Genomic DNA, 23,079 nt, shown 5'->3' on the forward strand with positions numbered 1-23,079 from the left:
TTCAGCATCGGTGGAGTATGTAAGTCGTCAACTGGTCGACGTAGTCCGGGTCGTACTTCTTTTCCAGCAGCATCCATTTGAAGACATTGCCCAGTTGCGCCTTGGTGTAGACGTTCAGCGTGTGGGTCTTGCGGAAGGCCAGCACCTGGCGTTCCAGTTGTCCCAGCATGGCTTGGTGAATCTTCGTGAGGCGCTTTTCACTGAGCACCTTGGCGGCGGTCGGTGTCCGTTCAATGACGATCTCGGCCAAGGACGAGCCGAAAATCTTGGCCTCCTTGGCGTCAAAGTACTTCAATAGTGGCACGCAGGTTTCCTCTGTGCAGGGTCAAGCTGCCGCAGAGCCGGGCTCGACGCCCGATTCAGTGGAGGCGTAAAGAATAAGATCGTAGTAGTAGCTGCCGTTGTGCTGTCTGAGTCGATAGTTGTAATTGTCGACCGCTTGTTCGAGCTGCTCTACGACATCCAGCAGATCGTCCGCGTAGTGGTAAACGCAGGCGGCCACGCGGGGCCTGTTTTCCCGCAACAGCCGCGATGCTCCCTTCAATGCGTTCACCTCAAAGCCTTCAATGTCCATCTTCAGGAAGGTGAGCTTGTCGACTTCATCATCAAGCTTGATGGTCTCCACCTGAATATTGCCTTGATCGGATACATGGCTGGAAATGCTGCCTGTCTCCATGAACCTCAAATGACCTGCTTGATGGGAAACCGCTTTGTTGACGCTGCGGAAATTGGCAAGAGGGACAGGCGAGACTTTCTGCAACATCTCGAAGTTCGTGCGATCGGGTTCAAACGCCGTGATGCTTGCGTAGCGGTATTCCGTGGCGCCAAGAAACTTTGAAACGACTGGGCCCTGGAATGCCCCACAGTCGCAGTAGTGCTCGTTCTTCCCCAGCGTGAACGTGGAGGAGTGGGCGAAATTGGCAAAGTATTCGTCGCTGGGATTGGCCCACGTGGACAGCATGGGGCTGCGATCATATGTAATGCGAAAAAGCAAATTGGCATACAGGGTTGCCCGGCTGTGGTGATCTGCAAAGCTCTCAGCCAGTCGCATGAGCTCATCCAGCCTCGCAAGGGTCTTGCTCCGGTACTCAGATACGGACTCATAGACCGAAATCAGTCCCAGCTGTGCCTGGGCAACGACGCAGTCTTGTTTTTCAATGCCTGCTTGTTGGCAAAGCACCGAGAACATGGCCCGAGCGCCATGACTCATCGAAAAATCCAGTGCGACAGCATTTTTGTAGCTCTTGGCATCGCGCAAAAACCTTTCGCTGGTCCAGCGCGGAGCTCCGTGGATGGCCGCCTGGGAGGATTTGTCGTCAACCACCGCAACCAGTCCCTTGGCCGCTGCAGCGATGGCCGGGCCATGTACCAAGCCCAGGTGCGACTCGGGCGCGAGAAAAAACAGGGGTCTGCCTTCGAGCGAGTCGATACCAGGCGCATCCTCGTGCATAGCCGCATGAAGCAGGCGCGCTTTCAAGCGTTCCGAAAGTTCGAAGTACATGCGGGGTTCCAGCAAGGAAAAAAATTGACTAGATGCCGTTGTCGATCACGAACACGCCTGTCGGGAAGGCCGTGGTCACGAAGGTCTTGTCGGCAAGCGGTTTGAGCTGCATCCCCGGCCGGTCCAAAATGCACTGGCGGCCTATGGTCAGGCCTTCGCTGATCAGTACCCCGAGGCCGAGCGTTGCATTGTTGCCGATGCGTGCCGTGCTTCCGATCTGCACCCCATCAGCGATCCAGGTGGAAGAGCCGACCTGCGCACCACTGCCAACGACGACTCCGTCACCGATGTGGCTGTTGAAACCGATCTTGCAGCCGTGGCTGATGACTGCCGCTGCCCCGATGGCGCAGTTTTCCCCTATCGAGACACCGGGCGCAACCACCGCAGTGCGGCAGATCAGGGGGGGGAGTTTGAACCCGCGTGTCTTGAACTCGCCCATCAACTCCAGCCGCCTGAAATTGAGGAATTGGGGTCCCCAGGCTACGAATGCAGTTGCGTCGGCGGGCGAGATGCCGTTCAACGCACTGAGGTCGAAGGTGTAGTTGCCATCCTGAACAACGTCGAGTGGATGGAGCGTCTCCTCGGGTGCAGCCTCTGTCCATGCGGCCATCGCCCACTCCAGTAGCGCACCGGAGCCGATCACGTACTTAGAGGGCATGTCGTCCGTCCATGACATCCATGTACCACCGCTCGATGGCCATGTTCGCGAACTCGAAATCCCCAAGATTCGCGCGGGGTGCGTCCAGTTGAAGCCCGGACTGCACTTGCTCCATGATGTCGATGTCTTCGCGCAAAACACCTTCGGCCCCTTCAAGATGGGCCATCAAGACGGCGGCGGATGTTGGATAGCGGCGCTTCTTGCGGGCGGTGACGTAGTAGACCAGCAGATCTGTGCGTCCCGCAGAGATGGGCTGGTGATGCTCGATGATGAACGAGTACCCTCCCGATCCCGATGCGATGTGCAGGTTGGGGAACAGTAGCCAATTGAGGTACCAGTCGTCCGTGCCGAACCGTTCCACGTTCTCGTGCCAGGAGAAGTGGGGCATCTTCACCAAGGGCTCGTTGAGGCCACCGCCGCTAAAGCTGCGCAGCCGTGCAAGATGCGCTTCCTCATCGAGGCTTCCCTGGGCATGGTAAGTCCTCGCGTCGGCAATGGCGGCTTCATCCATGTGCGCCTTGAACTTCACTTGCTGGTAGAGCGTGCGGGGGTGCACATACCGGGGGTGCAGGCTGTCACGCAGATTTTCGTAGGCAAGCTTCCAGTTGAAGCGGGTTTCGAGGCGCGCAATCAGCACTTCGTCGTCGAACTGCTCCGATGCAGCCCGCAGCATGTCGAGTGCTGCAGGCGAAAATTGCGCCTCGATGGGCATCGGCTTCTCGCTCAGGTTCACGAATACCAGGCTTCCGATGCGGGCCACAGCAAAGCGGCGCAGGCGCAGGCAATCGCGCTCTTGCGCAGGGAAGCGGTAAGCCTCGTCGTGGAAAGGGATGTTGTTCACATCCCCTTCGCTGGCATAGCCCCAGCCATGGTAACCGCAGACGAGCGGGCGCACCCCCTGGGGCTGTTGCTGGATCGGGTTCTGGCGATGCAGGCAGAGGTTGTCGAATGCCCGCAGTTCACCGTTGAAGTTCTGCACCACGACGTCGACGCCGCACACCTTGCGGCGCACGAACGCGTGGTGCTTGTTCAACAGCATCCCTGGCGCTACGAATTGCCACAGGGGGCGCATCAACAACTCGCGCTCGCGCCTGAACCAGCCCTCATCGGTGTAGGCCGCAGCCGGCATCAGAGATCTCATTCAAGACTTTCGTTGAAAACTGTAGCCGGCACCGATGACATGCGCTGTGCTGCAGGGCAGCTCCGGCTCCAGGAAGCTGCCATCTGCAAGATCGCGGGTCCAGATGCCGCCGTGGTCGATGGTGCAATGGCGGCCGATCTGCACGCCTGCGCGCACATGCACGTCGGCGCCGATGGCACTGTGCAGGCCGACCCGCGCACCAGCGCCGAGAGAAGCTCCTGGTCCCACCCAGCCATGTGCTGATATATGCGCTTTTTCATCCAGGCGCACGCCTACATTCAGCAACACGTCGCTGTCGATTCGGCAGCCAGGGCTGATGCGCACACCGGGCCCCACCCAGACATTGTCAGCAAGCCGCGTGCCTGGTGCGACCCATGCAGTAGGGTGCACCAGTGTGGCCATCTTCAATCCGGCGAGTCGCGCGACTCCATACAGCTCAAGGCGTGCGTAATTCAGCGCCTGTGCATCCACCGCGATGAAGAGCCAGGTTTCCAGAGAAGAGAGCCCTGACAGCAGGGTGGACGCGGTCGATGCGAGCTGCGCTACACCCGCTGCCTTTCGGATTTCCCAATCTCCTTCAGCATATGCTTTGGGCTCTGCTGCGATGCAGTCGAATGCGCTGCCGCAGCCGACAAGACAATGGGCCAGCTCCTTGGTCACGCAGCGCTCTCCTGCCCCAGGAGGTCGAGATAGGCCTGCGCCGCTGACTGGAGCCGGTGTTCGTATTGCCCATGCTGCGCCCGGGGGGCACCCAGGTACAGGCGCGCCTGCAGCGCTTCCAGGTAGGCGATGTCCTCGTTCAGGACGGACGCCTCACCCTTGAGGTAGGTGCGCAGCAACGCAGGCAGGCCAGGCACGCGCCGCTTTTCCTTGGCAATCGTCAATGTCATACGCAATTGCGTCAGCCCCGGTGCCAAGGGTTCAAACTGCTGTGCGATGAAGGTCAGTCCGCCAGGGGATATGAAATTGACGTTAGGGAAGATCGAGAAGGTATAGAAACAATCCTGGCTGCCGTACCTTTGCACGGCATCGTGCCAGGGCCACGGATCGATGCGCATCGGCGCGCTCTGCAACAGGCTCTGCGCCAAAAGGCCTGACGCCGTGCTGTGTACTCCGGCTGGCGCCGCTGGCTCATCGCGGGGCACACGGTTCGGCTTCTCCTCCTGGGCCGTTCGACGCTCTCGGTCTCTCAAGAGGGGCTGGAAGCTCTTGGGATGGATGTAGGGGATGTGATTGGCATCCAGCACATTCTCGTAGTTGAGCTTCCAGTTGTAGCGGACGGGAATGTCCACATGAACGGACAGGGCGGCAAAATGTCCTGAAGCCTCGGCCAGTAAAGACAGAAAGTCGTCGGTGAACTGCGAGCCGATGGCCATGGGCGATGGCGCGAGATTGACGAACACCATATTGCCGACGATCTCCACCGCGTACCGTTTAAGGCACAGGGCCTCCCGCTCGGCCGGCGTGTAGGCATACAACGTGTCCTCATGCGGAATGGATTTGACCTTGCCATCATGGTCGAAGACCCAACCGTGGTATGGGCACACCATGCGCGCCTGGCCAAAGGGCTGCTGCTGAAGTGGCATCTGGCGATGCGGGCAGAGATTTTCGAAGGCGCGAATGTCTCCGTCGCAGTTCTGCAGCAGGACGGGCAAGCCCGCCATGGTCCGGGTGAGGAAGGCACCAGGCTCTGCAATGGAGGTGCGGAAACCAGCAAACAGCCACAGCCTGCGAAAAATGCGATCGCGCTCGAGATCGAATATTCGCTGAGACAGGTAATGCTCAGATGTCAATTGGGACAGCACCGGGACCTGCCGCTAGCGGAAATTGAAAGGCTTGGCAGGATTGCCCATAACGGTTGTCCGAGGCGGCACATGCCGTATCACGACACTACCGGCGCCCACCACGGCACCATCACCGATTTTGATCCCTGGCAGAATGGTAGCGTGTGGGTGGATCACCACGTCGTTTCCGATTTGCGCTCCGCCCCCTATGAACACGAAGCTGCCGATCTGGCAGTAGTCCCCCACACACACGTCATAGCCGATGATGCTCGTGGACAGGATCGTGACAAACTCGCCGATATGGACGTCGGTGCCCAGGGACACCTTGCGCTCGAAGATGCATCCTCGGGAAATATGGCAGCGCTCCCCAATGTGCATTTCGGTTTGCAAGCTGATGAAATTGCCCCCCTGGGCGCACAGAGGCTCCGTGTAATGCCGTTTAGCCGCCGGGTCTCCCAATGCGCAAAGCAGGAGGTCTTGCGACGCTACCTGGTAGGTCATCGGGTCCCCGAGTATTGGAAGATCCGACGGCGTGGCTAGACCGGTCCGGTTGTCCAGGAAGCCCTTGACGTCCCAGTCCACGCCGCAGGCGACGTCCGATCGCGCCAGGCTGGCCACTGTACGCCCGAAGCCTCCTGCACCTATGATGACCAATTGCTGTCGAGCACGAGCTGTCTTCATGTGTACTCCACGCCTCCATCAAGGCTGAAGACCGTTCCGGTCACCTTTTTGCTGGCGTCCGACAGGAAGAACAGGCAAGCCCAGGCAACGTCTTCCGTCTGCCCCACGTCCAGTGGATAGCGTTTGCGGATGGCATCGAACCAATCTGCGTCGATGGTGGTGAGGGGCGTCTGGACGATGCCTGGCGCCAGCGCATTGGCACGGATGCCACGCTTTGACAGTTCCAGTGCCAATGGGCGCATGGTGCCAATCAAAGCTGCTTTCGATCCCGCGTAGGGACCGAGGCCAACTGTGCCTGTCAAGGCCGCTATGGACGAGAGGAAAAGGATGGAGCCACCTGCGCGGATGGCGGATCGGCTCAGCAACTGGCGCGTGAGAACCATGGGGGCGATATAGTTGGTCTCCATTACCTCGCGCAGAAAACCGTCTCCGACCATCTTCATCGGTGACAGGCCGCGGATGCCCGCACTGTGGACGACGCCATCGACGAGGCCGCAATCCACGACCAGTTGTCGTAGCGCGGACATGTCGGTCAAGTCAACTGGCAGGGCCTGGTGGCCAGTGCTAGCGAGCGAATCCACAACGGACTGTAGCCGCTGAGCATCCCGTCCCGTCAGCACCAGCTGAGCGCCAGCTTCCGCGCAACTGAGCGCCACGGCGCGCCCTATGCCCTGCGACGCACCGGTCACCAGGATCCTCTTGCCTTCGAGTCCGTACAGGCCGCGGGCAGCTGCGGTGAATGGGTTGGAGGTGGTCATGTTCGCATGGGGATGCCAAGGCCTCCGTCCACTGTCAGGGTCGTACGGGTGATCCAGCGGCTCGCATCGGACAAGAGGTAGCAGATGGACGAGGCGATATCGGCCGGGACAAGACGGCCCAGGGGGGTCAGGTCGATCTTGTCGTCCATACCCGCCAGTGCCCCCAGGCCTTGCAGCATGGGGGTCTCCACATAGCCCGGTGCCACGCAATTGGAGCGAATGCGAAGTTTCGCCTGCTCGAGTGCCAAGGTGCGTGAGGCGGCTTCCAGTGCCGCCTTGGACGCTGCATAACCGGCGGCAGCCTGCGGTGCAGCGTTCGCGGACAGTGCCGTCACGTAGACAAGCGATGCTCCGTTGCGGATCCGCTTCTTGTAGAGCAACCGTTGCGTCAGCAGAATGGGCGCCAAGTAGTTGACGGACAGCATCTTTTCCAAATGCGCCTCATTAGCCATGCGCAAAGGGACAAGCGCGGCAATGCCCGCGCAGGAAGCAAGCCCGTCGTATCCAGGTGAGGCTTCCATCAGGGCCTCTCGTGTTTCCGCCCTCGAGAGATCGCCCGCAATGGCAGTGTGGTCCTTGCCGGCCAATGCAGCATGCACTGCCGACAGCCTGTCCTGATCGCGGCCATTGATCACCAGGCGTGCACCGAGTTGGGCGCATAGTTGGGCAGTCGCCGCACCGATGCCTGATGAGGCTCCGGTGACTAGAATGACCCGTCCCTCTAAGGAAAAGGCATCCGTTGAGGCAATAGGGCGATCGCGGGATGGCTTAGTCGAATCGATGGGCTGGCTCATGAAATCAGCAGAGGAGGAAACTGCGCATCGGCAATGTCCAGTATGCAGGTGCCCCACGACAGGCCTATGCCAAAGCCTGCGAGCGCCACCCGGTTCTTGCTGCTCCCTAGCGCTTCATGAATGCGCGCAGTCATCGTGACCGGAAGCGATGCCCCGCTGGTGTTGCCGAAGTCGTGCAAGGTGGAGGGGACTTTTTCCACCGGCAGACCGAGCTTCTTGCGGATTGTTTCGTTGATCATCCGGTTGGCTTGGTGGAAGATGAAGTAGTCCACGTTGTCGGGCGTCATGCCGGCATACTCGAGAACACTGCGGACGGATGGCGGCACCCGTTGCGTGGAAAAGCTTAAGACCGCTGGTCCATCAAGGATCAGGTCGGACGCCCAGTGGAGGAGACCATTCCCATCTCGCGTGGGAATGACATGGTTTGGACCGAACGGCTCGCGATGGCCCCCCACTGGCAGCATGATGGCCTTGTGGCCGCTTCCATCGCTGTTCAGGTCGAAGTACATCGGTGCAGCATCGGGCGAAAACTCCAGTGCCGTGGCCGTTCCTGCATCGGAGAACAGAGGATCGTCGACCGTGGCGCAGCGGTCACCGACCAGGACGAGGCCCTTCTTGATTGCTCCGGATGCGATCATGCTCCCGAGGATGTGGAGCCCGAAAGGATACCCCGAACAACCCAGGTTGACATCGAATGCAATCGTGGCATGGGACAGCTTCAACCGATCCTGCAGGATGATGGCGGTCGCGGGGATCAAGTAGTCTGGTGACTGTGTCACGACTATCAGTGCATCGACCTCTTCGCGTTTCCAGTCCAGCGACTCAAGCAGTTTTTCTGTGGCCTCAAAGGCCAGATCCGAAAAGGTTTGCCAAGTGGGGCAGATGCGGCGCTGATGGATACCGATATTGCGCACCAATCGCTCGCGCTCGGAGCGCATCGAAGCAGGGCAGTCATCCAGGTTCGACAACACCCGCTTGGGGACGCAACTGGTCATGCCCGCAAAGCGGACGTTGTGGAGTGTGGAGAGGCCCATGGTGCTTCAGCCGAGCAGTTTGTACAGATCTGAGACCGTGGCGCAGTTCTTGAGGTCATCGCCCACGATAGTCTTGTTGTAGTCCACATCGAACATGACGATGATACCCAGCGCCGCCAGCGAGTCCCACTCCGGCAGGTCGCTCAACAAGGTCTCGGGCGTGATGTCGACGGGGACCTGGAAGTCTACGGCGATCAAGAAGTTTTCAATGAATTGTTCAATGGTTGGCATGATTTCCCTCGTTATGTTGTGGCGCCACAGATAGGTTCTCTGGTGGCTCCGCTATCTTATTCCGTGACCCCTCTGTCAGCGCTCGGGCCTGAGAATCTTTCCATGTCATGGCTGTGCCGCGATGATGTGGACTATGCGCTCCACCTCGTCCGTCGTGAGCGCTGGATAGATGGGAAGACACAACACTTTTTCTGCTGCATTGACCGCGCACGGAAGGTTGTCGAGTGCGGCAGAGGGTAGCTCCCTGTACATGGGAAAACTCGGAATGAGCGGATAAAAGTAGCGGCGGCCATGGATACCTTCATCCTTGAGCCTCTGGTAGAGCGCATCTCGGCACAACGCATATTCTGGGCCGACAAGGATCGGAAAGTATGCATAGTTCACCTGCACGTTCGGCGGACCGCGAAGACAGCGGATACCCCGAACAGACTCAAGCCCCGCGCGGTAGGCTGCATCGACCCGTTGGCGCTCAGACAAGGCCCGATCGATGTGCTGGAGCTGGAGCATCCCGAACGCGGCATTGACTTCGCTCATCTTGCCGTTGATGCCTGCAGCCACCACCGTGGTTTCATTCACGAATCCGAAATTCTTCAGGTAGTCGATGTGCTGCTTGGTCTCGGCGTCGGGGCAGATGATGGCCCCGCCTTCAAAAGTGTTGAAGACCTTCGTGGCATGAAAGCTCACAACAGACAGGTCGCCGTGGCGCAAGATGCTACCGCCTGTGTCGCGCACGCCAAATGCATGCGCGGCATCGTAGATGACCTTGAGCCGGTGTTTATCGGCGATCTTTTGAATGGCATCCACGTCGCAGGGATGACCATAGCAGTGAACAGGCATGATCGCCGAGGTGGACTCCGTAATGGCCGCTTCGATCTTGCCTGGATCGAGGTTGAGCGTGCCAGGATCGACATCAACGAAAACGGGGCGGATGCCATTCCAGAGAAGAGAGTGGGCAGTCGCGACAAAGGAATACGGGGTGGTGATGACCTCTCCCTGGACTCTCAACCCCTGGAGAGCTGTCATCAGCCCCAGCGTGCCATTGGAGAGCAATGCTAGATGCTTGACGCCAAGATACTTGCACAAGGCCTCTTCCAGTTGCTGATGGAAAGGGCCGCCATTGGTCAGTATCTTGTTGTCCCATATCTTTTGAAGATAGGGGATGAACTCTTCGATGGGCGGCAAAAGGGGTTGAGCAACGTAGATGCTTTTTGTCATGAAAACGCCGCGTTGTCTTGTCGCCGTATCGGGTAGCCACTGGTCAGTGGAATCCAAGCCCGCTTTCGGGTCCTCGTATCTCTTTTGCGGCCGATTGCACTCCCAGAAAAATGTATCCGAGGGCTTTTCGGCAAGGCTCTCAATGTACACGACCCATCGCCTCTTGTTCCACGGCTTAGCAGAAGCAATTGGCAGGCCAGCCAGAGTATCCAGAATTGCCAGTGCATCGCAGCATGGTGGCGCGCATCTGCTGCAGTGCGTGCCTTGATTGCATGTGTCAATTTGCGCCAAACAGGCACGCGGTGCCTCAAAAAATGCAAAATTGTCAGAAAGTGGCCAAGCCTGGGAGCCAATTTGGGAGCATATTTTTTGGAGCAATGCGTGGTCAATACGGACCAAATGCCCGTGAAGAGCGGCGCCTGCTTTGTTCCTACCACCTAGGCCTAGTGCGCAGCCCCGGTCCACATGCCTGACACGCGCCATAGATCATCAATGGGGAAATCTGCACGGCCGTCTGAGCTTCCATCTCAACTCAGTCTGGCCAAGGGTCTCCTTCGCTGCGATGCAGGTGATTCCCTTCGTGTGGGGAGCCGGGCGCTGGCTACCTCAAGCTCTGCCCTCACCCGCGTGAGGGCGGGGCACGGAGAATCAAATCACTGGTCCGCATTGCGACCTGGATGCCTGCAACGCACAGTTCCCCACGCCGCCCTTCTTTCATGTGCCGGCTTCGTTGATTGTCAGCGGCGCCCCCTGTTACCAGAACTATCAGTCAAGTCCCTCAACTCTGCTCGCGTCTTTTGTATAAGCGACTACTGACCGGCACGAATTCACGGCTTTTCCAATTTGCGGCTAATAATTTAAATTACCTTGAAAAATAGATCCATTGGAGTGCCATCAGTGTTGCACTGCTGCAGGCCGTCTTAGCGCCAAGGGCGTTAGCAATATGCGGCATGCGGTCGAAGGTGCAGCAGCATCGAGCAATATATAGGTATAGGGATGGGATTGACTTTGCGTTAATACACACAAATTTTTCTTGAGTTCGGACGCGCTAGCGGGGTCTGTGGACTCAAACAAGATTTTGAATCTTACAGTTTGAGAATTGGAGTTGTCCAATTCAGCTTCCCTGATTATACTGGATGCGATCAGTCTCGATGGAAACCAGTTCGCCAACATAAGAACATTCCCAGGGCCCTCTGACATTATCGAGCCCGAAACCTGAAGGCGATTGCCATCAAGAACCATCTCAGGAGTGGGTCCTGTGTATACGTCTGCCATTGGATGAGCCCCTGGCATGAGCATGCCCCTCTCGGCATGAAGTCTATTCAGCGCGGCATCACGCTCCGCTGGAGCAAGTGTCAGTAAAGGCTTGAAGCAGTGGCATTCTCGATCCCAGGCCTGTGCTACAGCGTGTTCTTCAGGCGTGCTGGGAATCGTGCGTAGAACTTCTAGCGGCTCTCCCTCCACGTGGCCTTTTCGATGCAAGGCTTCACGGGCTGCATACGTGGCAAAGGTTAGATATACTGGGCTATTGAATTCTGCTGGTACCCAATACCTTACCCCTTCAGGGGGCTGAAGCAACATGCGGGAATGCGCGTCGAACATTGCCTCGCGCTGTTGATCGCCTTCGCGGAGGATCGTCGCTTGCCAAACCACAAAAATAACAAAAAACAGGCAGGCGATCCATTGCAGGCGCTGAAGACTTTTGCTCCAGGGCATAGCCCAAATCAGACACATGAGAAGCCAGGGTGCCCAGACGTAGCGTGCATGCAATTCCCAGGGGGGGTTGCTACTTGCTAGAAAAACTAGCGGCGTTAACGTAGCAATCAATGCTGCAGCGCAAACCATTAGCCGAACGTGAGTACCCGAAGCAAGGGTTCCCGCGAAAAATGCCAAAACAACGACGAAAAGAGGCGCTATGCTGCGCATGCCCTCCCCAAGCAAAGCACCCGGAATTGCGGCCATGCTTTGAAAAAGCCGGGCGGGCTCCCAACTACCACTCCCTCCGCCGTAATAGCCCCCAGCGTCGCCAAACAGCAGAAGGCGAGCGATCGTGTAGGCCAGCGCCACCAGCAAGACGGGGGCTGTACAAACCGCCACGTTTCGCGCGGAACGCATTAGCACCCACGAAACAACGAGCCACATCAAAACCCATGGAACATAAATTTCCTTGCAGAGGCACGCCAAACCATAGAGCAGTGCGCCCGCGCAGCTTAGAATCAGTGTCTTGCCGCGAGAGGCTCCATAAGCTTTCACCCCACGGACTTGCATCAGCAGTCCGAGGCTTGCAAATACCAAACCATCCAGATAGTGCCCAACCATTAACTGCTGGGCCATCTGAAAAGTGGGCGCACCGATCAGCAACAAACCTGGAGCCAGCCATGCGCGGGATGCTGGAAGCCATTGCCTCAGGAGTGCATAAAGCGCTGCAGCGGCCGCCCAAAGCGATATGAGATGGTGGGCATAGTACAGCCGTGCGTCGGCACCGAAGAGCGCGCCGTTGACGTAGTAAAGGAACAGGTTCCAGGGTGCGAACTGGTTGCCTGATACCGACAGAAGGACTTCCGGGTCAAGGAATAGAGCGGTCCAGGAATACTGGGTGGTGTGCAGTAGATGCAGGCCGTCATCCCAGCGCCAGGAGCCCGACAGTGCGCTATGGTGAAGCGCAATGGTCAAAAGGGCCAGTGACGCGAGCGCGAAAAAATCGCTCCAGTAAGGCCAATCGCGTTTCACGTGCCTCCAATAAAAATTCGAAACCATTCGACACACGAATGACAGCGTCCAGGGTGGGAGCCGGTGACAGAACCCCGGCATTCAGCGAGGGCGCCGGTCGGAAACGGACTTGCTTAGCCCCTTACGATTGTAACTAGCGCGTTGCGCTGGGGATTGCTGCGGACGACGCAGAACTTGCACCCCGGGAGGGCGTCAATAGCCAGGATTTGCTGTAACGGCCATGGCTTCAATTTTCTGCGGCCACAGCAAATCTTCCTGAACGACCTCCATGCTTTTCCAGCACTCGGACCTCGTGCACAGACATTCCCCGATCCACGGCCTTGCACATGTCGTATATGGTCAGCAAGGCGATCTGCACCGCCGTCAACGCTTCCATCTCGACGCCGGTCTGGCCGATGGTCTCCACCGTTGCCGTGCATGCGATACCTACAGTGCCAGGATACTGCATGCCAGCCACCTCAAACTCCACCGCCACCCGCGTCAACGCCAGTGGATGGCACAACGGAATCAGATCACTGGTCTTCTTCGCCGCCTGGATGCCGGCAATCCGTGCAATACCCAGCACGTCGCCCTTCTTGGCAGTGCCGGCCTCGATGATGGCCAGCGTGGCGGGCTGCATCTCGATGCGGCCCGTGGCAACCGCGATGCGGTGGGTGGCAGGCTTGGCGCCCACGTCCACCATGTGGGCTTGGCCTTGGGCGTCGAAATGGGTGAGCGTTGGCGTTGTGGTCGGGATGGACATGGAGGGGGTCGCTGGAGTCGGGCTGTCGGCAGGGGGCTGCAATTTCTTGGTAACCAGTTGAATCGCTGGGGAAACACTGGAGGGTCAGGGCATCATACGGTCCATGCGGAAAATCCCAAGCGTGGCGACCCTCCCCACCCTGCCTCTTCAACCTGTTTGTGGCCCGGCAGCGGGCAACCATACTGGTGTGGCCCACACGCTGGCTTCAAGGGAAGTCCGCGTGGGGACCGGGCGCCAGGTCCCCCGGGCGCACCGCCTCTGGCGTCCGCGCGCGGTGGTGACATCCCTGGTGCTCGCCCTGGCCAGTACGGCCATTCTCCCTGTGCGTCTGGCCCATGCCCAACTCCCCACCCTGGGCGATGGCAGCGAGCTCACCACCAGCGGCGAGCGGCGCCTGGGCGACCGCATCATCCGCGAGCTGTACCGCGACCCCGACTACATCGACGATGCCGTGCTGTCCGAGTATGTCCAGAGCCTGTGGCTGCCCTTGATGGCGGCGGCGCGCAAGCGCGGTGAACTCTCGCCGGAGCTGGACGAGCGCTTTGCGTGGGAGATTCTGCTCGGGCGCGACCGCTCGGTGAACGCCTTTGCGTTGCCGGGCGGCTACCTGGGTGTGCACTTGGGCCTGATCGGCGTGGTGACTTCGCGCGATGAACTGGCCTCGGTGCTGGCCCATGAGCTCAGCCACGTCACACAGCGCCACATCTCGCGGCTGATCGCGCAGCAGAGCAAGCAGACACCCTTGCTGCTGGGCGCCATGATCCTCGGGGCCCTGGCTGCGAGCAAGAACCCAGGTGCCGCGCAGGCCATGGTGGTCGGGGGGCAGGCGCTGGCCATGCAGACGCAGCTCAATTTCTCGCGCGACATGGAGCGCGAGGCCGATCGCGTCGGCTACGGGCTGATGGAGCCCGCAGGATTCGCTCCCCAGGGCTTCGTGAGCATGTTCGACAAGCTGCAGCAGGCCAACCGCATCAACGACAACGGCTCCTGGCCCTACCTGCGCAGCCACCCGCTGACCACGCAGCGCATGGCCGACATGCAGTCGCGCCTGCCGCCGGGCAAGGCGCAGCAGCCCGTACCCGCCTCCACGCAGGAGCACGCCATGGCCTCCGCGCGGGCGCGGGTGCTCTCCAATCCCGGGGTGGACACCCAGCGCCAGTGGATCGCCGAACCGGCCAGCACCGGCTTTGCCGGCCAGAGCGCGGCGCGCAAGGCCGCCATCCTGTATGCCTCGGCCCTGGGCAGCAGCCAACTGCGCGATGCGAAGTCGGCACGCGCGACCTGGGCGCTGCTGGAGGCGCAGGTCCGTGGCGACCTGCCAGCCCAGCGGCTGGCGCAACTGCTCAAGGCCGAAATCGAGCTGGCCGCCGGCGATGCCGACGCGGCCATCGCTGCGCTGCCTGCAGGCGCCAGCGACCACCGGCCGGAGCTGCTGCTGCGCACCCGCGCGTTGCTCAAGCTCGGCCGCTCGGGCGAGGTCACGGGGGCGCTGCAGACCTGGATCGCCAACCACCCGCGGGACGCCACCGTGTGGCAGCTGATGGCCACGGTGTGGCAGGCCAACGGCCAGCCCCTGCGCGCTGTCCGCGCCGAGGCCGAGGCCCATGCCACGCGCTATGACTATGCCGCAGCGGTGGACCGTTTCAAGGCGGGGCAGGACCTGGCCAAGCGCAGCGGTGCGTCGGCGGACCACTTCGAGGCGTCTATCATCGACACCCGCCTCAAGGCCATGGAATCACTTCTTCGTGAACAGGCCGCCGAGCGCTGATTCGATCACCACGCCGAGCAGCGAATAGATCAGCGAGCCGATCAGCGCGGCAGCAAAGCCGGTGACCTGGAAGCCATCGAGCACGCTGGCCGCAGCCCAGAACATGAGCGCGTTGATGACAAAAAGGAACAGCCCGACCGTCACGATCGTCACGGGCAGTGTCAGCACCACGAGGATGGGGCGCAAGATTACATTGAACAGACCGATCACGAAGGCCGCGATCAGCGCCGACGGGAAGCTCTGCACCACCACACCGCTGTAGACATAGGCCACGAACAGCAGCGATGCGGCGCTGAGCAGCCATTTCAGAAGAAGTCGGATCATGGGCCACAGGATAGCATTGGCCTGTGGCAAGAGGGAGGGGGGCGCAGGCGGTCGGACCACTCCGACCACCTTCCCCTCGAAGCCTGGTTACTCGGTGCCCAGCACCATCAGCAAACCCACGCTGGCAAACAGGCTGCTCAGCGTGCCGGGCAGTGACCAGCGATTGCCGCTCGGCACGGTAGTGGCCGCGTCGGGTATTGCATCCAGCTTGGGGCGGCGCGCGTCCACCACCTGGGCCTTGGTGCTGCCCATGTCGGCCTGCAGCCGGTCCGTCAGCTCAGGTAGCGGGCCCTTGGCCAGCACCATGGTGACGTGGTCGGGGTGCGCCCTGAGGCCTGGCACCACCTGGGCGAACAGCTTGTCGGCCCACTTGGCGCGCCAGTTCTCGCGCGCGCTGTGGCTCACCCACTTGCTGATGCGATGGGTCATGCGTGGCGCGCACGCCACCAGCACCCAGTGCGTATTGCCAGCTGAACCGCGCGCAAACAGGGGCGCGAGGATCTGCTGTGCATGGGCTGCGTCGTCCACGTACACGATGACTTTGTCCATATGCGTAAGCTCCCTGGTCGGGGGCTGCCGCCAAAGGCGCTCGGCGAGCGCCCCGCAGTCAGCCCATGGGGTCATTGAAGTCCGCTCAACCGTGTTCCACGGGGGCGGCTGTGGCAGCACGGCGTGCCAGGATCATCTTGCCAAGCGCCAGCACCAGCAGGGCACCTGCCACGCTCGCACCATACCTGATCATGTCGGTCTGAGGGATCTTGAACATCCATTGCCACTTGTCAGGATTGGAGAAGACCGGGTCGGTCACCAGCATGCCACCGGCGATCCAGCCCAGCAGCATCCCGCCCAGCGTGATGATGAATGGGAAACGCTCCATCAGCTTGATCACCAGCTGGCTGCCCCAGACGATGATCGGGATCGAGATCAAGAGGCCCAGGACCACCAGCAGGAACTGGTGCTCGCCGGCGTTCTGTGCAGCGCCGGCAATGGCGATCACGTTGTCAACGCTCATCACCAGGTCGGCGACGATGATGGTCTTGATGGCGGCCAGCAGCTTGTCGCTGCCCTGCACGTCACCGTGGCCGTCTTCATCGGGCGCCAGCAGCTTGACGCCGATCCACACCAGCAGCACTGCGCCCACGAACTTGAGGAACGGCAGCGCCAGCAGCGTCATGGCGAAGGCGATCAGGATCACGCGCAGGATGATGGCGCCTGCCGTGCCCCAGATGATGCCCTTGGTACGCTGGGCGGGTGGCAGCTTGCGGCAGGCCAGGGCAATGACCACCGCATTGTCGCCACCCAGCAGGATGTCGATGATGATGATCTGTCCCAGCGCGAGCCAGAATTCGGGCGAAGCCAAAAAGTCCATAAATTCCTCAATATCGGTAGGCAAAAGGAGGGCTTGGCGCCAATGTAGCGCCAAGTCCACCTGGGGGATAGAGGGCCTGCGGTCGGAGGATCAAGGGCTCGCCCGCGTTGCGCGGAGCGTCGAATCGGGAGGGCGGCCTTGATCAGCCCACAGAGGGCCCATCAAAGGTCTTGCTCGACCCAGCGCCCTCCATGCGCGCTGGATCCGGATTGCCGGAAGCGGTGTTTCGCTTCGTACTGACGACAGATCCGATGCCACGCGCTAATTGTGCCCCGGGGGCGCAGTGCGGATGCGTGGCGGGAGCTACTCCCCTTCGAAGCCGCAATTGGACCATCGCCCGGCCGTGAACGCAAGCCCCGCAGAACGCGGTCGGCTGGCACCCACGAGAGAACGGGCACATGCCACCGCGCATTTCGTTCGGAATTTTTTTGCCTTTACGGTGTGACAAAACCGTGACTATCATATGTTTCGCCATGCATCTGCACCACCCGCAGGCTGCATCCCCGCCTTCCCCACTGGATTGAGGACCGAGACCCATGACCATCTCCACCACCGGGCGCCGCTGGCAGCTCGCCCTGCTCAGCGCAGCCGCCGTGGCCGCACTGGCTGCCTGCGGAGGCAGCAACGACACCCCCATCGCCGAGCCCGTGGAGCAGTACGTACCGCCCGAGCCGCCCTCGGGCTACACGCCCAAGACCATCGCCTATGCCAACAAGGACATGGTCGCTGCGGCCAACCCGCTGGCCGTGCAGACTGGCACCGCCATCCTGGCCAAGGGCGGCAGCGCCATCGATGCGGCCATCGCCGTGCAGATGGTGCTCAACCTCGTGGAGCCGCAATCGTCGGGCATCGGCGGCGGCGCCTTCATGCTGCACTTCGACAAGGGCGCCAACCGGCTGCTGGCCTATGACGGCCGCGAGACCGCGCCCATGGCTGCCACGCCCAACCTGTTCATCGGTGCCGATGGCAACCCGCTGGCCTTCCTGACCGCGGTGGACGGCGGCCTGTCCGTCGGCACGCCCGGCGTGCTGCGCATGCTCGAAGCCGCGCACAAGGCGCATGGCAAGCTGCCCTGGAAGGACCTGTTCGACCCGGCCATCAAGCTCAGCGAAGACGGGTTTGCCATTTCCCCGCGCATGAGCGTCTCCATCGCCGGCTCGGCCGCGCGCATCAAGGCCCAGGGCGAGCCCGGCGCCAGCTACTTCCTCAAGGCCGACGGCTCGGCCAAAGACGCAGGCACCCTGCTCAAGAACCCCGAACTGGCAGCCACCTTGCGCACCATCGCCGCTGGCGGCGCGGATGCGTTCTACAAGGGCGCCATCGCCGCCGACATCGTGGCCAAGGTCTCGGGCCACCCCACCAACCCCGGCAAGCTGGCGCTGTCCGACCTGAACAACTACACCGCCAAGGTGCGTGAACCCGTGTGCGGCGTGTACCGCACCAAGTACCGTGTCTGCGGCATGCCCGCGCCCAGTTCGGGCGGCATCGCCGTGCTGCAGACCCTGGGCATGCTGGAGAGCTTCGACCTGGCGGCGATGAAGCCCAACACGCTCGACTCGGTGCACGTGGTCTCCGAAGCCTACCGCCTGGCCTATGCCGACCGCGCGCTGTACGTGGCCGACCCGGACTTCGTTGCCGTGCCCCAGGCCGGCATGATCAATGCCGACTACCTCAAGGGCCGTGCGCGCCTGATCGACATGCAGCGCAGCATCGGCACGCCCGTGGCCGGCACGCCGCCCGGCGTGGTGGCAACCCGCGGTGCCGACAGCTCACTGAACCTGCCCTCCACCACCCACCTGTCCATCGTGGATGCTTCGGGCAATGCCGTGTCGATGACCACCACCATCGAGAACGGCTTCGGCAGTCTGCAGATGGTGCGCGGTTTTCTGCTGAACAACCAGCTCACCGACTTCTCGTTCACCGCCACCGACTCCGCCGGCAAGGCCATCGCCAACAGCGTGCAGCCTGGCAAGCGGCCGCGCAGCTCGATGGCGCCGACCATCATCTTCAACGCCGCCACCGGCGACTTCGAAGGGGCCATCGGCTCGCCCGGCGGCAGCGCCATCATCCAGTACACCGCCAAGAGCATCCTGGGCATGACCGACTGGGGACTGAACGTGCAGCAGGCCATCAACCTGCCCAACTTCGGCGCGCAGACCAACGCCACCACCTCGATCGAGAAGGGCTCGGTCATCGACACGGCGGCCATCCGCGACGGCCTCAGGGCGCGTGGCCACACCGTGGCGCAGACCGACACCTTTGCCAGCGGGCTGCACGGCGTGGTGTTCAACGGCGTGCGCGCCAACGGCAATGCCGGCCTGCTCTCGCGCAACCCCGCAGCGGGTACTTACGCCGGCGGTGCTGATCCACGGCGTGAGGGCATTGCGCTGGGCAACAACTGAGCCGATTAACCTCCTTGCCCGCATGCCAGGCAAGGCCGGTTATGCTCCGGGCCCCTGCCGGTTAGAACCTGGCGGGGGCTCTTTTTTTATGCCCCCCTCGTCCATCCACATCACCGACATCGAAGCCGCCATCAACCACTGGCGCGAGCGCTCCCCCTCGCCCGATGGCATGACCCTGGCGCCGGAGATCCGGGCCCTGGCCGAGGTGTATGCGCTGATGGTCTACTGGCACGAGGACGAGGCGGACGAGGCCAGCTTTCCGCCAGAGGCCATGGCTGCATGGAAGGCCTGGTACGACACGACGCCGGACACCCCGTGCATCGCCATCTGCTCCACCAGCCAGGGCGATGACCAATGCAAGGGCTGCGGCCGCAGCTTCGACGAGGTGCAGCACTGGCTCGCCTACACCGCAGCTGAAAAGCGCAGTGTGTGGCGCCGCATCACGCTGGAGCACTCGGCGTGGCGTTTCAACCGGTACTCGGAGCGCGCGGCAGAAGGGCCATCGGCGAAGCCCCCGGTGCCGCAGGCCTCTGCGGCCTCACCGGTGCCCCCGGCACGCAGCCGGCTCCGCCAGGCATAGCCGCCCCTGTACGCCGCGCTTGCAAACCGGTATGGTGGGGCCATGCTGCGACTGACCCAGGCCCCCAACATCGCGATTGCCACGCTCTGGGCCGACATCCTGTGCGAGGCCGGCATGACCGCCTCGGTGCAGCGCCAGTACCTGGGCGCTGCCGCCGGCCATCTGCCGCCTGACCAGTGCCTGCCGGAGATCTGGCTCGAATACGACGAGCACGCCAGCCGCGCACGCACCCTGCTCCATGACCTGCAGAACCTGCCACAGCGCCACTGGGTGTGCCGTTGCGGTGAGACGGTGGAGGGTGGCTTCGAGCAGTGCTGGCACTGCGGCGTGTTGATGCCGCGCGACTGAGCTTCAGCCCCTTTGCCTGCCGCTGCTGCGCGGCCAGGATGCGGCGGTTACTTCCAGCGCACCGGCTCCACGACCACACTGCCCAGATTGCTGCTCAGCGTCAGGGCACTTTCCTGCACCGTGGCCTGCAGTTGCATGCTGCGCTCGGCCAGGGCCGCCAGGGCCTGCGAAGCTTCGGTGGGAATGCGCCAGACCTGCAGTTTTTCCAGGCGCGAGAGTTTGGTCTCGATACCCTTCCACCAGATCTCGGCCGCGTGGTTGAAGCAGTACACCACCACGCTGTCGGACTTGCTGCAGGCCTTGGTCAGCGGCTTGTCCTCGGGCTGGCCGACCTCGATCCAGACGCGCTTGCGGCCGGTGAAATCGGTCAGCGATGCGTCCGGATCGTCCGGGTCCGACAGCCCGGCGCCAAAGGCCAACGTGCCGTCGCCATTGCAGATGTCGTTGAGGTCGTGCGCGTGGATGGCCAGCGCCGCTAGGCGCACCATCATGCGCTCGTCGGTCTCGCTCGGGTGCCGCGCCAGCGTCAGCGCATGGTCCGCGTAGTAGCCGTGGTCGATGTCGGCGATCTGCAGATTCGCCTTGAAGATGGTGGATTTGATGGCCATGCGGTCTCACTGAACAACAATTGACCGCTGCCCATGCCCGTGTGCAGGCAACAGAGGCCGTGAAAAAAGGAAATCACCATGCGCCACAGGGCACAGGTGATTTTCGTCGCGGGCATGCCGCGCCTGGGCCACTGGGCTCAGGGCTTGCGGCAGAAACTGCTCAGGCCCGACGGGCCAGCGCTGCTGCCTTGCCCGTGTAGCTGCCCGGCGTCATCGCCAGCAACCGGTCCTTCTCGGCCTGCGGGATCTCCAGCGACTGGATCAGACCGTGCAGCGCCTCGGCCGTCACGGTCTTGCCGCGCGTGACCTCCTTGAGCTTCTCGTACGCGCCCTGCACGCCAAAGCGGCGCATCACCGTCTGGATCGGCTCGGCCAGCACTTCCCAGGATGAGTCCAGATCCTCGGCCAGGGCTTCCTCGTTGAGCTCCAGCTTGTTCAGGCCGGTCAGCAGCGAGGCATACGCCAGGGCGGCGTAGCCCAGGGCCACGCCCATGTTGCGCAGCACCGTGCTGTCGGTCAGGTCGCGCTGCCAGCGGCTGACGGGCAGCTTTTCCGACAGGTGGCGCAGCAGCGCGTTGGCCAGGCCCAGGTTGCCTTCGGCGTTCTCGAAGTCGATGGGGTTGACCTTGTGCGGCATGGTGCTGGAGCCGATCTCGCCGGCCTTCAGGCGCTGCTTGAAGTAGCCCAGGCTCACATAGCCCCAGATGTCGCGCGACAGGTCGACCAGGATGGTGTTGGCACGTGCCACGGCATCGAACAGCTCGGCCATGTAGTCGTGCGGCTCAATCTGGATGCTGTAGGGCTGGAAAGTCAGGCCCAGGCCCAGGGGCTCGGGGGTCTCGATGACCTTCTTGCTGAACGCCTCCCAGTCGAAATCGGGCCAGGCCGACATGTGGGCGTTGTAGTTGCCCACGGCGCCATTCATCTTGCCCAGAATCTTCACGCCGGCAATGCGCTCGCAGGCGGCCTGCAGGCGCACCACCACGTTGGCCATTTCCTTGCCCACCGTGGTGGGGCTGGCCGTCTGGCCGTGGGTGCGGCTGAGCATGGGCACGTCGGCATAGGCATGGGCCATCTCGCGCAGCTTGAGCACCACGCGGTCCAGCCCTGGCAGCACGACCTGGTCGCGGCCCGAGCGCAGCTGAAGTGCATGGCTGGTGTTGTTGATGTCTTCGCTGGTGCAGGCAAAGTGCACGAACTCGGCGGCCTTTTCCAGCTCGGGGCGCGCCTCGAACTTGCTCTTGATCCAGTATTCCACGGCCTTCACGTCGTGGTTGGTGGTTTTCTCGATGTCCTTGATGGCAGCCGAATCGGCCTCCGAGAAATTCTTCACCAGGCCCAGCAGGTAGGCGCGCGCGCCCGTGGTCAGCGGCTTGAACTCGGCAAAGCCTGCATCCGACAGCGCGATGAACCAGGCCACTTCCACCTGCACGCGCCGGTGCATGTAGCCGTGCTCGCTCATGATGGGGCGCAGGGCGGCGAGTTTGTTGGAATAGCGGCCGTCGAGCGGCGACAGGGCGGTGATGGTGGACAGGCTCATGGGGCCAGATTGTAGGCTGCACGCACGGGGAAACCCCAATCCGCCCAGTGCATCCGGTGGCCCGGTGCGCTGCAGACAAGCTGTTGCAAATCTGCGCCAGTGCGCTGCAGCCCTGGTGGCAGGCCGCTACAGGAGTTCCTGCGCGCTCTGGTATCCCCCATGCGGGGGGCTTGCGGGACAGGCGCCAGGGGTCGCAGCCGATAGAATCGGTCGTGTAACGTCAGCTTATCCCGCGCACTGGAAACCACCCCATGAAATTGATCGGAGCCTCCGCCAGCCCTTATGTACGCAAGGTGCGCGTCGTCATGGCCGAAAAGAAGCTCGACTACCAGTTCGTGCAGGAAAACGTCTGGGCCGACGACACGACCATTGCCACTTCCAACCCGCTGGGCAAGGTACCCTGCCTGGTGATGGAAGGCGGCGAGGCGGTCTTCGACTCGCGCGTGATCGTCGAGTACCTGGACACGCTGTCCCCCGTGGGCAAGCTCATCCCCAGCCAGGGCCGTGAGCGTGCAGAGGTCAAGACCTGGGAAGCACTGGCCGATGGGGTGGTGGACGCTGCCATTCTCGCCCGCCTCGAAGCCACCTGGGCCCACCGCAAGGACAGCGAGCGCAGCCAGGCCTGGATCGACCGCCAGATGCGCAAGGTCAACGACAGCCTCAAGTCCATGAGCCAGGGCCTGGGCGACAAACCCTACTGCAGCGGCATCCACCTGAGCCTGTCGGACATCGCCGTGGGTTGCGCCCTGGGCTGGCTGGAGTTCCGCTTCCCCCAGGTCAGCTGGCGCAGCGAATACCCCAACCTGGGCAGGCTGCTGGACAAGCTCATGCAGCGCCCGAGCTTTGCCGACACCAAGCCCTCCTGACCGCA

Annotated in this window: 24 protein-coding genes; 5 read left to right on the forward strand and 19 right to left on the reverse strand. The window is 61.8% G+C overall.

Going from position 1 to position 23,079, the window contains the following annotated elements:
- Position 1: 1 nt before the first annotated feature.
- The 14 genes from QYL93_RS14820 to moaC all read right to left on the reverse strand — a co-directional run bounded on the left by QYL93_RS14820 (position 2) and on the right by moaC (position 13,269).
- Complete coding sequence (locus tag QYL93_RS14820; RefSeq protein WP_305744356.1) at positions 2–304, reverse strand: hypothetical protein; 303 nt, start codon at positions 302–304, stop codon at positions 2–4.
- Between the two features lie 21 nt (positions 305–325).
- On the reverse strand, positions 326–1,501 hold the full coding sequence (locus QYL93_RS14825; RefSeq protein ID WP_305744357.1) for an FkbM family methyltransferase: 1,176 nt from the start codon (positions 1,499–1,501) through the stop codon (positions 326–328).
- Between the two features lie 28 nt (positions 1,502–1,529).
- The gene (locus tag QYL93_RS14830) at positions 1,530–2,159 is read right to left on the reverse strand and encodes a DapH/DapD/GlmU-related protein (RefSeq protein ID WP_305744358.1); all 630 of its coding nucleotides are present in this window, start codon (positions 2,157–2,159) and stop codon (positions 1,530–1,532) included.
- A complete protein-coding gene (locus QYL93_RS14835; protein WP_305744359.1) occupies positions 2,149–3,288 on the reverse strand; it encodes an aromatic ring-hydroxylating dioxygenase subunit alpha in 1,140 nt (379 codons plus the stop codon). Before QYL93_RS14835 ends, QYL93_RS14830 begins: the two co-directional genes overlap by 11 nt.
- Before the next feature lie 12 nt (positions 3,289–3,300).
- Positions 3,301–3,960 (reverse strand): hypothetical protein, encoded by a 660-nt coding sequence (locus QYL93_RS14840; protein ID WP_305744360.1) that lies wholly within the window; start codon positions 3,958–3,960, stop codon positions 3,301–3,303.
- Entirely contained in the window at positions 3,957–5,105 is a 1,149-nt protein-coding gene (locus QYL93_RS14845) for an aromatic ring-hydroxylating dioxygenase subunit alpha (protein ID WP_305744361.1), read from the reverse strand. Before QYL93_RS14845 ends, QYL93_RS14840 begins: the two co-directional genes overlap by 4 nt.
- Before the next feature lie 12 nt (positions 5,106–5,117).
- Complete coding sequence (locus tag QYL93_RS14850) at positions 5,118–5,765, reverse strand: NeuD/PglB/VioB family sugar acetyltransferase (RefSeq protein ID WP_305744362.1); 648 nt, start codon at positions 5,763–5,765, stop codon at positions 5,118–5,120.
- Positions 5,762–6,523: an SDR family NAD(P)-dependent oxidoreductase gene (locus QYL93_RS14855; protein ID WP_305744363.1), complete on the reverse strand. Its 762-nt coding sequence runs from the start codon at positions 6,521–6,523 to the stop codon at positions 5,762–5,764. Before QYL93_RS14855 ends, QYL93_RS14850 begins: the two co-directional genes overlap by 4 nt.
- A complete protein-coding gene (locus QYL93_RS14860; protein ID WP_305744364.1) occupies positions 6,520–7,317 on the reverse strand; it encodes an SDR family NAD(P)-dependent oxidoreductase in 798 nt (265 codons plus the stop codon). The genes QYL93_RS14855 and QYL93_RS14860 overlap by 4 nt, the downstream gene beginning before the upstream one ends.
- Entirely contained in the window at positions 7,314–8,351 is a 1,038-nt protein-coding gene (locus QYL93_RS14865) for a ketoacyl-ACP synthase III (protein ID WP_305744365.1), read from the reverse strand. The genes QYL93_RS14860 and QYL93_RS14865 overlap by 4 nt, the downstream gene beginning before the upstream one ends.
- 6 nt (positions 8,352–8,357) lie before the next feature.
- Positions 8,358–8,549 (reverse strand): acyl carrier protein, encoded by a 192-nt coding sequence (locus tag QYL93_RS14870; protein WP_305744366.1) that lies wholly within the window; start codon positions 8,547–8,549, stop codon positions 8,358–8,360.
- Positions 8,550–8,687: 138 nt separating this feature from the next.
- Positions 8,688–9,797, reverse strand: coding sequence for a DegT/DnrJ/EryC1/StrS aminotransferase family protein (locus QYL93_RS14875; RefSeq protein ID WP_305744367.1), 1,110 nt, complete (start codon positions 9,795–9,797; stop codon positions 8,688–8,690).
- Positions 9,798–10,691: 894 nt separating this feature from the next.
- A complete protein-coding gene (locus tag QYL93_RS14880; RefSeq protein WP_305744368.1) occupies positions 10,692–12,527 on the reverse strand; it encodes a hypothetical protein in 1,836 nt (611 codons plus the stop codon).
- A 226-nt stretch (positions 12,528–12,753) separates the two neighbouring features.
- Positions 12,754–13,269, reverse strand: coding sequence for a cyclic pyranopterin monophosphate synthase MoaC (gene moaC, locus QYL93_RS14885; RefSeq protein WP_305744369.1), 516 nt, complete (start codon positions 13,267–13,269; stop codon positions 12,754–12,756).
- A gap of 274 nt (positions 13,270–13,543) precedes the next feature.
- Between moaC and QYL93_RS14890 the strand changes: the two genes are divergently transcribed.
- Complete coding sequence (locus QYL93_RS14890) at positions 13,544–15,037, forward strand: M48 family metalloprotease (protein WP_370876979.1); 1,494 nt, start codon at positions 13,544–13,546, stop codon at positions 15,035–15,037.
- Here QYL93_RS14890 and QYL93_RS14895 read toward each other — a convergent pair.
- The 3 genes from QYL93_RS14895 to QYL93_RS14905 all read right to left on the reverse strand — a co-directional run bounded on the left by QYL93_RS14895 (position 15,005) and on the right by QYL93_RS14905 (position 16,730).
- On the reverse strand, positions 15,005–15,358 hold the full coding sequence (locus QYL93_RS14895; RefSeq protein ID WP_057200825.1) for a phage holin family protein: 354 nt from the start codon (positions 15,356–15,358) through the stop codon (positions 15,005–15,007). The genes QYL93_RS14890 and QYL93_RS14895 overlap by 33 nt on opposite strands.
- A 90-nt stretch (positions 15,359–15,448) precedes the next feature.
- Positions 15,449–15,910, reverse strand: coding sequence for a hypothetical protein (locus QYL93_RS14900; RefSeq protein WP_305744370.1), 462 nt, complete (start codon positions 15,908–15,910; stop codon positions 15,449–15,451).
- An 85-nt stretch (positions 15,911–15,995) separates the two neighbouring features.
- Positions 15,996–16,730: a TerC family protein gene (locus tag QYL93_RS14905; RefSeq protein ID WP_305744371.1), complete on the reverse strand. Its 735-nt coding sequence runs from the start codon at positions 16,728–16,730 to the stop codon at positions 15,996–15,998.
- Between the two features lie 536 nt (positions 16,731–17,266).
- On the opposite strand from QYL93_RS14905, the gene ggt reads away from it, so the two are divergent.
- The 3 genes from ggt (at position 17,267) to QYL93_RS14920 (ending at position 20,060) form a co-directional block, all read left to right on the forward strand.
- Positions 17,267–19,132, forward strand: a complete 1,866-nt coding sequence (gene ggt, locus QYL93_RS14910; RefSeq protein ID WP_305744372.1) for a gamma-glutamyltransferase — start codon at positions 17,267–17,269, stop codon at positions 19,130–19,132.
- 88 nt (positions 19,133–19,220) lie between these two features.
- Positions 19,221–19,712, forward strand: coding sequence for a DUF3717 domain-containing protein (locus QYL93_RS14915; RefSeq protein ID WP_305744373.1), 492 nt, complete (start codon positions 19,221–19,223; stop codon positions 19,710–19,712).
- A 42-nt stretch (positions 19,713–19,754) separates the two neighbouring features.
- Complete coding sequence (locus QYL93_RS14920; RefSeq protein WP_057267066.1) at positions 19,755–20,060, forward strand: hypothetical protein; 306 nt, start codon at positions 19,755–19,757, stop codon at positions 20,058–20,060.
- A gap of 47 nt (positions 20,061–20,107) precedes the next feature.
- On the opposite strand, the gene QYL93_RS14925 is transcribed toward QYL93_RS14920, so the two are convergent.
- Both QYL93_RS14925 and purB read right to left on the reverse strand, forming a co-directional pair.
- Positions 20,108–20,668, reverse strand: a complete 561-nt coding sequence (locus QYL93_RS14925) for a YaeQ family protein (protein WP_057200623.1) — start codon at positions 20,666–20,668, stop codon at positions 20,108–20,110.
- Positions 20,669–20,828: 160 nt separating this feature from the next.
- Positions 20,829–22,208: an adenylosuccinate lyase gene (purB, locus tag QYL93_RS14930; RefSeq protein ID WP_057200624.1), complete on the reverse strand. Its 1,380-nt coding sequence runs from the start codon at positions 22,206–22,208 to the stop codon at positions 20,829–20,831.
- Between the two features lie 251 nt (positions 22,209–22,459).
- Between purB and QYL93_RS14935 the strand changes: the two genes are divergently transcribed.
- Positions 22,460–23,074: a glutathione S-transferase N-terminal domain-containing protein gene (locus tag QYL93_RS14935; protein WP_305744374.1), complete on the forward strand. Its 615-nt coding sequence runs from the start codon at positions 22,460–22,462 to the stop codon at positions 23,072–23,074.
- Positions 23,075–23,079: the final 5 nt, after the last annotated feature.

This window comes from Acidovorax sp. A1169, from assembly GCF_030704685.1.
Lineage (GTDB): Bacteria > Pseudomonadota > Gammaproteobacteria > Burkholderiales > Burkholderiaceae_C > Acidovorax.

What these genes read in the sequence shown, in the direction of transcription:
- QYL93_RS14825 (WP_305744357.1), bottom strand. Translation starts at nt 1,501, where the DNA reads ATGTACTTCGAACTTTCGGAACGCTTGAAAGCGCGCCTGCTTCATGCG.
- QYL93_RS14830 (WP_305744358.1), bottom strand. Translation starts at nt 2,159, where the DNA reads ATGCCCTCTAAGTACGTGATCGGCTCCGGTGCGCTACTGGAGTGGGCG.
- QYL93_RS14835 (WP_305744359.1), bottom strand. Translation starts at nt 3,288, where the DNA reads ATGCCGGCTGCGGCCTACACCGATGAGGGCTGGTTCAGGCGCGAGCGC.
- QYL93_RS14850 (WP_305744362.1), bottom strand. Translation starts at nt 5,765, where the DNA reads ATGAAGACAGCTCGTGCTCGACAGCAATTGGTCATCATAGGTGCAGGA.
- QYL93_RS14855 (WP_305744363.1), bottom strand. Translation starts at nt 6,523, where the DNA reads ATGACCACCTCCAACCCATTCACCGCAGCTGCCCGCGGCCTGTACGGA.
- QYL93_RS14860 (WP_305744364.1), bottom strand. Translation starts at nt 7,317, where the DNA reads ATGAGCCAGCCCATCGATTCGACTAAGCCATCCCGCGATCGCCCTATT.
- QYL93_RS14865 (WP_305744365.1), bottom strand. Translation starts at nt 8,351, where the DNA reads ATGGGCCTCTCCACACTCCACAACGTCCGCTTTGCGGGCATGACCAGT.
- QYL93_RS14875 (WP_305744367.1), bottom strand. Translation starts at nt 9,797, where the DNA reads ATGACAAAAAGCATCTACGTTGCTCAACCCCTTTTGCCGCCCATCGAA.
- moaC (WP_305744369.1), bottom strand. Translation starts at nt 13,269, where the DNA reads ATGTCCATCCCGACCACAACGCCAACGCTCACCCATTTCGACGCCCAA.
- QYL93_RS14900 (WP_305744370.1), bottom strand. Translation starts at nt 15,910, where the DNA reads ATGGACAAAGTCATCGTGTACGTGGACGACGCAGCCCATGCACAGCAG.
- QYL93_RS14905 (WP_305744371.1), bottom strand. Translation starts at nt 16,730, where the DNA reads ATGGACTTTTTGGCTTCGCCCGAATTCTGGCTCGCGCTGGGACAGATC.
- ggt (WP_305744372.1), top strand. Translation starts at nt 17,267, where the DNA reads ATGACCATCTCCACCACCGGGCGCCGCTGGCAGCTCGCCCTGCTCAGC.
- QYL93_RS14915 (WP_305744373.1), top strand. Translation starts at nt 19,221, where the DNA reads ATGCCCCCCTCGTCCATCCACATCACCGACATCGAAGCCGCCATCAAC.
- QYL93_RS14920 (WP_057267066.1), top strand. Translation starts at nt 19,755, where the DNA reads ATGCTGCGACTGACCCAGGCCCCCAACATCGCGATTGCCACGCTCTGG.
- QYL93_RS14925 (WP_057200623.1), bottom strand. Translation starts at nt 20,668, where the DNA reads ATGGCCATCAAATCCACCATCTTCAAGGCGAATCTGCAGATCGCCGAC.
- purB (WP_057200624.1), bottom strand. Translation starts at nt 22,208, where the DNA reads ATGAGCCTGTCCACCATCACCGCCCTGTCGCCGCTCGACGGCCGCTAT.
- QYL93_RS14935 (WP_305744374.1), top strand. Translation starts at nt 22,460, where the DNA reads ATGAAATTGATCGGAGCCTCCGCCAGCCCTTATGTACGCAAGGTGCGC.